We start from the raw sequence: 8,433 nt of genomic DNA on the forward strand, positions 1-8,433 counted from the left end.
GGTCGAGTGCCGCCGTGATCTTCGCCCACTGGCGATCGAGCCAGGGCTGATAGACCATCTCCTCAGGCCGCGTGCGCCGTTCATAGACCATCGACAGCGCACAGTCGCAAATGCCGTCGGCCAATGCCTCCAGCACTTCTGCCTCGAGCCGCTTGTCGGGATTGCGTGGAAAAAGCGCGCTCTTCGACAAACGGTTGAGATGCTGGGTGATGGCGCGACTGTCATGGATGGAGCGACCGTCGTCGAGCACCAGAACCGGAATCTTGCCGAGCGGGTTGGCGATCATCAAGTCGGCCGGCTTCTCCTCGGTCTTGATCGGCACCAGATCGACAGCGATGCCGGCATAGGCTGCCGCCATTCGTACCTTGGAACTGTAGGGAGAAGACGACGCATAGAGCAGTCTGGGCATGATCCGTTTCCTGTTTTGCAGGCCGGCAGTGTTGACCGATCGGGCGCGATCGGGCAATGGCCAGAAGCGGAAAACCCAGCCGCCAGAGCGACGCAGCGGCCAGGGCCGTTTAGCGAGCGCTCCATGAAGACGGTGCTTCATCACCATGGTTGCCGGGATCGCGCGAAGCCGCCAGCCGACTGGCAAGACCGACGAGCCTCGCGCCGATGTTTCATCACCCGCATGAATGACACGAAAAAAGCCCCACCGGACTCCGCCCTATGGCGAAGTCCTGGGAGCTGCGAAAAGATATCCTCCGTCCGCCTCTGTTCTCGCCTTCCGACTGCCTAAACAACGAGCGGGGCGCCCTGTGAGGCACCCGCCCTTGACTGTTTCGGCACCGCCCCCGGCGAGGGAAGCGCGACTACTTCTTGCCGGCCTTCGCGGGCGCTGCCTTCGGCTTGGCCGCAGGTGCCGCTTTCTTCACCGGCGCTGAAGATTTCGCTGCCGCAGCCTTCTTTGCCGGAGCAGCCTTGGCAGCCGGCTTCTTGGCTGGTGCAGCCTTGGCAGCCGGTTTCTTGGCAGGTGCTGCTGCCTTCTTCGCTGCGGGTTTCGCCGCAGCTTTCGCTGCAGGCTTCTTGGCCGGTGCCGCCTTGGCAGCCGGCTTTGCCGCTGCCTTGGCGGGTGCCGCCTTCTTCACTGCCGGTTTCGCCGCAGCTTTCGCTGCCGGCTTCTTGGCCGGTGCTGCTTTTGCCTTGGCCGCCGCGGCCTTCGGCTTGGCAGCGGGTGCTGCTTTCTTCACTGCAGCTGCGACCTTTGCCGTCGCTGCTTTTGCGGGTGCTTTCTTTGCCGGTGCCTTGGACGCCGGCGCTTTGGATGACTGCTTAGCCATGCGATGCCCCTTCCTTTGTGCCGACGGCCGTAATGACCCGGCGCGCTCATGCATATCTGACTCGCGGCTTGCTAGCCAGCGAAGCAATAGACTGATTTTCGCAGCTTAAATTTCGGTTACGATCGGCACATGATCGTGCTGATCGTCGCAGAAATTCACTTCTGATCTTCGACCATTGGCTAGAATGTGTCGCCGACATTCTCCACACTCCGCGGAAGCGCTCCTCTCGTGAAGCTCCGAAGATCAGCGAGCAGCTTTGCGTGTCGATCGTCGGTCGCCGATATCATGACCGCTGCCTCATCGGTGCGATCATCTCGTGCAGGCGGACGATCTATACTGCAATGCGACAGCCGATCGGTGCATCGTCTTGTCAAGCACGAACGCAGATCGGCCTGCTCGTGAATTGACAGATAACTCTACATGGCAGAGTATTCTGTACAGCATGCTGGAGCATTTCAATGTCGATCGCACAGGAGCAAGCGGCGCTGTCGCCGTTCGAGATTGCCAAGACGGTCCGCCACGGCGGCAGCATGGTTGTCGGCGGCCTCCGGCTTGGCTGCGCCGGAGCCAATCGATGAGTGCCGACGAAATCATCCACCAGAGCACTCGGCTCAGGATCATGGCGGCGCTGAGCATGCTGGAAAGGCGGCAAACGCTGGATTTCACCGGGCTGAAAGCCATCGTGGACGTCACCGACGGCAATCTCGGTGCGCATCTCGATACGCTGGCCAGGGCTGGTTATGTCGACATCGAAAAGCTGTTCGTCGGCCGCCGGCCGCAGACGCGCGTCAGGGCGACGACGAGCGGACGGCGCGCGTTCCGCGGCCATGCCGCATTCCTGCGCAAGATCCTCGATCAGGCCGAGGCGGCGGCGCGCAGGAAATAGCGTGATGACTGGGCAATCCGCTCAGCGCGCGGCAACAACGGCAACGCCGGCGCCGATCATCACACCGCCCGCCGCGCGGTTCACCCGGCGTACGATCCTTGGTGTGCGCAACAGGCTGCGGGCGCGACCGGCGAGGACGACATGACCGCCGATCACCACGACCTCGACGGCCACGATCACCATCATCAGCACACCGAGATGACCTGCGTCGAGCGATGCGCCGACGACGCTAGGCAACAGCGCAATGTAGAACAACGGCATTTTCGGATTGCCAAGATTGAGCGCGATGCCGGTGGCAAAAATCATCAACAGCCCTCGCCGTCCTGAGATGGGCTGCAGTTCGGGAATGACGGGCGCCGCCATCCACAGCCTGATGCCCGTCCAGACCAGATAGGCCGCTCCACCATAGCGAAGCACCGTCATGACGATCGCCATCTTGGCGGCGACGATCGACAGGCCGAAGGCGGCGAGGATCAGGAAGATGAGGATGCCGACCACGGTGCCGGCACCGTAGGCGATGCCCGACGCGGCGCCATTGGAGATTGTGCGCGCGACGATCGTCATGTTGTCCGGACCCGGGCTGGCAGCGAACACGAAGAAGGCGGCCGCAAAGGCAAGCGAGGTCGCGAGATCCATGAAAACTCCCGAGGGTAATGCCGCTCTCGGGAGTCCAGACTAGCCGGTTTACCTGTCGGCGCCATCAGGAAAATCGAGAAACTGCGCGATGCGCATTTCCGTCACGGCTGATAGCCGAGGCAGATGGCGCCGAGCGCGACGATGGCGCAGGCGCCGACCCGCCGCGGCGTCAGCACCTCGCCGAGGAACAGACGTCCGATGAAGGCCGCGAAGACGACGCTGGTTTCGCGGATCGCGGTGATCGGACCGGCCGGTCCGAGCGCGAAGGCCGCGACCACGACACCGTAGGCCAGAAGTGCAAACAGGCCGCCGCCCAGCGCCTTCCAGGTTTCCGGCGCACCCAGGTCGACTGTGAGCCGGCCACGGCAGGCGACGAAGGCCGCCGGCAGCAACGCGCCGTAGATCACCAGCACCCATGCGGTATAGGCACCGGCGTTTCCCGCCGCCCGAACGCCGAGCGCATCGACCGTCGCATAGGCGGCGATGATCGCTCCCGTTGCCAGCGCATAGAGTATCGATGTCGTGGCGGCCCTGCCCCTTCCGAGAGAAAGGCCCATGATGCCGCCCGCGACCAGCGCGACACCGATGGTCTGCGGCAGAGTGAGCTGCTGGTTGGCCAGGAAGAACTCGCCGAGCGTGACGAGCAGCGGCACGCTGCCGCGAACGATCGGATAGACCTGTCCCAGCTCGCCATATCTGTAGGCGGCCACCAGAAACAAACTGTAGCCAACCTGCAGGCAGGCCGAGAGCACAATGTAGGACCAGGCCGGCGCGGCCGGAAGGGCGTGGAAGAAGGCTAAGGGGATGGCGAGCGCCGTACTGGAAAAGCTCATGACGGTGACGGTCCACAACCTGTCGGCCCCCGTGCGCAGGAACGCGTTCCAGGTTGCGTGCAGGATCGCCGCAAACAATGCGAGCCCGATGACCAGCGGGCTCATTGGGACTTACGCGAAGCAGCGACGATGCCCATGGCCGCCTTGCGGGCGTCGCGAATGGCGGCGTCGGCCGGCCCCATCTGCGCCAGCAAGGTCGCACCTTCGATCAGCATAAGCAGTGTCGCCGCCACGCTTTCGGCGCGGCCGCGCGGCATCATCTCTTCGAGGATAGACCGCATGCGCCGCTTGAGGCCGTTCTTCTGCCTGACAACGGCCTTGAAAACCGGATGCCCGGGATCGCCGAACTCGGCCAATGCATGTGCGAACAGACAGCCATGGAAATCGGCGCTGCGGAACCAGAGTGCATGCCAGTCAAAAATCCTTCCGATTTTCTGTTCCGGCGGAATGCCCTCCTGGGCGAGCCGGTCGAGCTGGCGGTCGAAACGCATAGCGCGATAGTCGAGCACCTCGACGATCAATTCGTCCTTGCTGGGGAAGTGGCGATACATCGTCATCTTGGCCACATCGGCTTCGGCGATGATCCGGTCGATACCCGTCGCATGGAAGCCGGCGCGCTTGAACAGCACGTAGGCCGTTTCAACGACGTGCTGGCGCTTATCGGAAACGGGCGATGGTGTCATGGCGCATACCGAGTGGTGAGACAGGTCTGTCTCATACATATGCGACGGATCGCGCCAGCTGTCAACGCGGCACGAAAAACGCCTGCAGCCGATCAAGCCACAGGCGCGAAAGAGATTGGAAGGGGAAACCGGGTTTAGCGCAGAATGCGGCAGCGGCCGTTGTAGACCATCCAGCGGTCGAAGCCCGAGACGCAGAATTCGACATTGTCGCCGATCGAGGCAAAGCCCTGGCCTTCCTCGATCAGGTACCAGATGGTGCGATCGCGGCCGTCGGACAGGCTGACGGTGGCCCCGCAATAACGGCGACCGATCGGCCAGGTATCGTCGGCCGCCAGATAGCGATGCTGGTGAATGCGCCGGAAATCGGTGATCTGCACATCCGGCAGATGCGGCACGTGATGCACCTGATAGGAAAAGCGGCTGGTGATCTTGTTCAGTACCCAAGGCTGACCGCAGACCCCGCTGTCTTCATCGGAATAGACCGTAAGATCGGCGGCCTGCACGGTCTGGGTGATACCGAGAGGCGCGGCAAGCGGGGTGCAGAGCGAAATCAGGGCGGCAAGAGCGGATTTGGCGAAGCGAGTCATGGCAGCCTCTCAAGGTCGATTGTGCGCACTGTGCGGATTCGCTCGGCGGCGGTCAAGCGGTTGCGTTGACAATGGTTTCCCAGTTTGAAACTGCTTTTTGACCAAAGCCGAATTTACACGGCACCGGAATGGCTCTGGCACGTTCATGCCCGGATCCAAAAGAGCGCGGGTCCCGGGTCGTCAATGAGCCCGCCTCAAGCCTGCTCGCCGGCCAGCCATTCCAACGACCAGTGCGCCGGCCGCCCCACCGCAAGCAGCCTGTGCAGGGCCGGCAGCAGCGTCCGCAACTCGCCCTCCAGCGTGAACGGCGGATTGACCACCAGCAGACCGCTGCCGTCGAGGCTGGGTTCCGAAGAGGCCGGCCTGATCTCGAATTCGATGTCGAGCAGCTTCGGGATGCCCGATTGCTTCAGCGCCTTGCGGAAAGCGATGATCGCCTTGCGGTCCTTGATCGGATACCAGAGCGCGTAGATGCCGCCTGGCCAGCGCTTGTGCGCCCTTATGAGCCCGTCGACGAGGCGATCGAACTCACCCGCTTCCTCGAATGGCGGATCGATGAGAACAAGGCCGCGCTTCTCCTTCGGCGGCAGATGGGCGCCGAGCGCCAGCCAGCCATCGAGTTCGATGATCCGGGCCTGGAAATCGCCGGCAAAGAACGTCCTCAGCCTCGCGGCATCCTTGGGGTGCAGCTCGATCGCGGTCAGCCTGTCCTGCTTGCGCATGAGATGGCGCGCAATCAACGGCGAGCCCGGGTATTTCTGGATGCCACCCTCAGGGTTGAGCGACCGTATTGTCTCCAGATAAGGCGCGAGCAGTGCTGCCACCGGCGCGGCAAACGGGGCATCGATCAGCCTGCCGATGCCGCCTTGCCACTCACCCGTCTTCTGCGCTTCGGCCGACGACAGATCGTAGCGGCCAATGCCGGCATGGGTGTCGACGACCCGAAACGCCTTGTCCTTCTGCTTCAGATACTCGAGCAAGCGCGTCAGCACGACATGCTTGACGACGTCGGCGAAATTCCCGGCATGGTAGGCGTGGCGGTAGTTCATCGTTTTGTGCCGTTATGCATGTCGTTGTCCCAAAACCGCTGCACACTTTTGGGCGACATGCATCAGCCCCTGCCCCAGCGCGGCGGTGGCGGCTGAGAGTTCGGATTTTCCGGCCGACCGCCTCGAGTGCGCAAGGTCAGCAAAAATCCGATCAGGCCGATCGCCATCAGCGCGAAGCCGACCGGCCGTGCACGGCTGTCGATCTCGCCTGCGCCGGAGCGCAGGATGAGATCGACAGCCCGCATCGGTATGTCGTCGGCATCACCCGGTCCGACGGTGAAGACGTAGGGACCCGGGCTGACGGTCGCGATGACGCCGGCCTCGTCGCGAAAGATCTTGTCGGGCAGTTGCGGGCTGGCCTGGCGAGGATTGTCGGAATGGTTGAACTGCAGCGTCGAGGCGAGCACCGTGCGGCCATTGCTGGCGGCGGTCAGCGTCAGCACGGTGCGCTGCTGCGAGACGATGCGCTCGGCTCTTGCGGTCAGGTCGACCAGCACCCGCACCGGCGCATCGCGGCCGGAGAGCGGCACCGTCAGCGGCTTGAAACGGCCTTGCTCATAGACCCGCCAGGTGCCGATCTCGTGCCCGGAGAAATTGCTCATCGCCCAGGGATAGATGACACCGACGCCGGCGCCGACAAGCAGGATCAGGACAAACAGAAAGCGCATTCACATCACCATGGCGTATCGTGACCTTGCCAATAGCGCCCCGACGGCCAAAAGGCGATGGCCAGTTGCGGCAGCCACCCTGGAGGTGGACCGTACGGGGTGCGAGCGCAACCAGATTGGCGGCGTGGCTGCGCAACAATGCCGATAACGTTCTACCTATGCGCTCAAAAATTAAGCCGTGTATTTCGCGCGCCGCGCTGAACATTGCTGTCGGCTCATTCTTGGCCGTTCTTGCTGTCAGGTTTTGATTCTACCTCAAGGAACAGCTTGGCGCGTCCGGCAACATATTGACGTCGATCGAGCCAATATGCTGATTCATAAACAGGATTTGCCTTGTGCGCCATGCTTCGGTCCGAGAGGCCGTAGCCGCTTTCATGATTAACCATTCGCGAGCGCATTTGGTTAAGGAATTGCTAATTTGGTTGACTATAATTTCCACAGGTATATTTTCGATGCGTTGGGATGTGCAATTTGGGCGAGCAATCGATGGTGACACCGGGCGTGTGATCGCGATTTCGGGGCGCGGAGAATGCTGAGCGGCAGCACGGAGGTTGTGTAGTCGCACCAGCTTCGCGAAAGCCAAGAACAATTGACGCACATCAGTGATGGCGCTTCCGCAGATGCGGAGGTTTGCCACGTTCTCAGGAACGTGGCCGGGCGATGCTTTGTCCCGGCCCGGCGGTAGCGTGTTCGGTGCGTATGAGGAAAGCATGACTAAGCTTGTCAAGGTTCTGGAACTGGAATCCGGCAGCCAAAAGGACGCCAGCCAAAGCCGACGACGCGCCCTTGTCGCCGGAGGAGCGGGATTTTTAGGTTCGCATCTGTGCGAACGTCTTTTGCGGGACGGATACGACGTTGTCGCGCTGGACAATTTCCACACCGGCAAAAGATACAATCTCAATGCCCTTCAGCGCAATCCGAGCTTCAGCTGCATCGAGCACGACATCGTCGATGCACTGCCTTCGGACCTTCAGTGCGACGAGATCTACAATCTCGCCTGCCCAGCCTCTCCGCCGCACTACCAGGCAGATCCGATCCACACCTTCAAGACAAGCGTGCTTGGCTCGCTGAACCTTCTGGAACTCGCGCGACAGAACAAGGCCAAGATATTCCAGGCCTCGACGTCCGAAGTCTATGGCGATCCCTTCGTGCATCCACAGCCCGAGAGCTACTTCGGCAACGTCAATACGCACGGGCCGCGCTCCTGCTACGATGAAGGCAAGCGCTCGGCCGAAACCCTGTTCTTCGATTATTCGAGAACCTATGGTCTCGATATTCGTGTCGCCCGCATTTTCAACACCTACGGTCGCCGCATGCAGCCCGACGATGGACGTGTGGTTTCGAACTTCATCGTCCAGGCGCTGCGCGGCGAGGACCTGACCGTCTATGGCAGCGGCCAGCAGACGCGCTCCTTCTGCTATGCCGACGACCTGATCGAGGGCTTTATCCGGCTGATGAATGCGCCGAACGCGCCCGCCCACCCGGTCAATCTCGGCAACCCTGCCGAATTCACCATCATGGAACTGGCGACGCTGGTCGTCGATTACACCAACGCCCGATCGAAGATCGTGCATCGGCCGCTGCCCGTCGACGATCCCAGGCAACGCAAGCCGGACATCTCCTTTGCCAGGGCCAATCTCGGCTGGGAGCCGAAAATCAGCTTGAGCCAGGGGCTCGCGCGTACCGTCGAGTATTTTGATACCCTGCTCTACGGAAGTCACATCGCCAGAGGAGCTGCTGCTTCATGAGCCGGCCGGCGGTCCTGGTGACGGGTGGAGCCGGCTTCATCGGCAGCCACACCTGCAAGCAGT

The 8,433-nt window shown here is 62.0% G+C and carries 11 protein-coding genes; 2 read left to right on the forward strand and 9 right to left on the reverse strand.

The features are described from left to right. Both EOA22_RS17065 and EOA22_RS17070 read right to left on the reverse strand, forming a co-directional pair. Window positions 1–409, reverse strand: a 409-nt coding sequence (locus EOA22_RS17065) for a glutathione S-transferase N-terminal domain-containing protein (RefSeq protein WP_127390102.1), incomplete at its 3' end; no start/stop codon positions are given. A gap of 403 nt (window positions 410–812) precedes the next feature. Continuing rightward, entirely contained in the window at window positions 813–1,190 is a 378-nt protein-coding gene (locus tag EOA22_RS17070) for a histone (RefSeq protein WP_128299770.1), read from the reverse strand. 664 nt (window positions 1,191–1,854) lie between these two features. Between EOA22_RS17070 and EOA22_RS17080 the strand changes: the two genes are divergently transcribed. After that, window positions 1,855–2,166, forward strand: a complete 312-nt coding sequence (locus EOA22_RS17080; protein ID WP_013532486.1) for a transcriptional regulator — start codon at window positions 1,855–1,857, stop codon at window positions 2,164–2,166. Between the two features lie 21 nt (window positions 2,167–2,187). Here EOA22_RS17080 and EOA22_RS17085 read toward each other — a convergent pair whose 3' ends face one another. From EOA22_RS17085 to EOA22_RS39550, 7 genes are all read right to left on the reverse strand, one after another. Further along, complete coding sequence (locus tag EOA22_RS17085; protein ID WP_013532487.1) at window positions 2,188–2,802, reverse strand: LysE family translocator; 615 nt, start codon at window positions 2,800–2,802, stop codon at window positions 2,188–2,190. A gap of 101 nt (window positions 2,803–2,903) precedes the next feature. Continuing rightward, a complete protein-coding gene (locus tag EOA22_RS17090; RefSeq protein ID WP_013532488.1) occupies window positions 2,904–3,740 on the reverse strand; it encodes a DMT family transporter in 837 nt (278 codons plus the stop codon). Further along, window positions 3,737–4,318, reverse strand: a complete 582-nt coding sequence (locus EOA22_RS17095; protein ID WP_013532489.1) for a TetR/AcrR family transcriptional regulator — start codon at window positions 4,316–4,318, stop codon at window positions 3,737–3,739. The genes EOA22_RS17090 and EOA22_RS17095 overlap by 4 nt, the downstream gene beginning before the upstream one ends. A gap of 134 nt (window positions 4,319–4,452) precedes the next feature. Beyond that, window positions 4,453–4,905, reverse strand: coding sequence for a hypothetical protein (locus EOA22_RS17100; RefSeq protein ID WP_013532490.1), 453 nt, complete (start codon window positions 4,903–4,905; stop codon window positions 4,453–4,455). Window positions 4,906–5,099: 194 nt separating this feature from the next. Then, window positions 5,100–5,954 carry a 23S rRNA (adenine(2030)-N(6))-methyltransferase RlmJ gene (locus EOA22_RS17105; RefSeq protein WP_013532491.1) on the reverse strand — a complete coding sequence of 285 codons (855 nt, stop codon included), beginning with the start codon at window positions 5,952–5,954 and terminating at the stop codon, window positions 5,100–5,102. Between the two features lie 62 nt (window positions 5,955–6,016). Further along, complete coding sequence (locus tag EOA22_RS17110) at window positions 6,017–6,622, reverse strand: hypothetical protein (protein ID WP_013532492.1); 606 nt, start codon at window positions 6,620–6,622, stop codon at window positions 6,017–6,019. A gap of 215 nt (window positions 6,623–6,837) precedes the next feature. Next, entirely contained in the window at window positions 6,838–6,966 is a 129-nt protein-coding gene (locus EOA22_RS39550; RefSeq protein ID WP_272482885.1) for a hypothetical protein, read from the reverse strand. Window positions 6,967–7,332: 366 nt separating this feature from the next. On the opposite strand from EOA22_RS39550, the gene EOA22_RS17115 reads away from it, so the two are divergent. Further along, complete coding sequence (locus tag EOA22_RS17115; protein WP_127390103.1) at window positions 7,333–8,370, forward strand: UDP-glucuronic acid decarboxylase family protein; 1,038 nt, start codon at window positions 7,333–7,335, stop codon at window positions 8,368–8,370. The last annotated feature ends 63 nt before the right edge of the window (window positions 8,371–8,433 follow it).

The organism is Mesorhizobium sp. M7A.F.Ca.US.014.04.1.1 (assembly GCF_003998745.1).
In the GTDB taxonomy this organism is placed as follows: domain Bacteria; phylum Pseudomonadota; class Alphaproteobacteria; order Rhizobiales; family Rhizobiaceae; genus Mesorhizobium; species Mesorhizobium ciceri.